Here is an 876-nt window from a genome sequence, read left to right as displayed (position 1 = left end):
AAAAGCGTGTGGCAGAAAAAAAGCAGCAAGTGGCGTAAGCCGTGCCACCATCGCATTCAAGAAAACACGCTCCGTTAAATAAACGGGGCGTTTTTCTTATGTATCCTTTTTTATCTTGCATGCTAAACTCAAAGCTTATCTCTTTGGTTTTGCTTGGATAATTGGCTATGCCATCAAATTTACCTAAATCGTTCAGTCGCCCATTTTTGAAGATGTTCCACATCTTAGAAGCGGTTCTGTTGGTCGCTATTACCTTGGCAACTATTTATGCCATGGCTCAAGAGTTCATTCATGTTTTTGTTGAGAAGCGAGTGCTGTTGACGGACATCTTATTGATGTTCATCTATCTTGAGGTTTTAGCGATGGTGCAGCAGTTTGTAATGAACGGTAAGATCCCCGTTCGCTATCCTATCTATATCGCGATGATGGCCATTGCTCGCTACATCACCTTAGGTATGAAAGAGTTGGATGCCACTTTGGTGGTTTGGCTTTCTATAGCGGCGTTTATCTTGGCGGCAGCGACCTTGGTGATTCGCGTTGGACACCACTATTGGCCGTATGTTGACAACCGAACCTTGGAAAAAGACGAATAAAATAAAGCCCCGCATTAAGCGGGGCTTTCAATATGTAATCTAAATGTTTTTAGATTATTCGATGTTTTGGATCTGTTCGCGCATTTGCTCGATCAGAACTTTCAGTTCAACGCCCGACGCAGTGATGTCGGTGCTGATCGATTTAGAAGCGAGCGTGTTTGACTCACGGTTGAATTCTTGCATCATGAAATCCAGACGACGACCGACTGCGCCACCTTTTTTCAGGATGTTGGTCGTTTCTTTCACGTGAGAATCCAAACGATCTAGCTCTTCTGCAACGTCT

The 876-nt window shown here is 43.9% G+C and carries 2 protein-coding genes; one reads left to right on the top strand and one right to left on the bottom strand.

Annotation, left to right across the window (positions count from 1 at the left end):
* Positions 1-167: 167 nt before the first annotated feature.
* Positions 168-593, top strand: a complete 426-nt coding sequence (locus R8N49_RS25865; protein WP_005458957.1) for a phosphate-starvation-inducible protein PsiE — start codon at positions 168-170, stop codon at positions 591-593.
* A 54-nt stretch (positions 594-647) separates the two neighbouring features.
* On the opposite strand, the gene R8N49_RS25860 is transcribed toward R8N49_RS25865, so the two are convergent.
* Positions 648-876 (bottom strand): endoribonuclease YicC domain-containing protein (locus R8N49_RS25860; protein WP_318190299.1); only part of this gene is annotated, 229 nt, incomplete at its 5' end.

The sequence above is a fragment of the Vibrio sp. 1978 genome (assembly GCF_033344345.1).
This window is presented reverse-complemented; position numbering and strand designations above follow the sequence as displayed.

What these genes read in the sequence shown, in the direction of transcription:
- R8N49_RS25865 (WP_005458957.1), top strand. Translation starts at nt 168, where the DNA reads ATGCCATCAAATTTACCTAAATCGTTCAGTCGCCCATTTTTGAAGATG.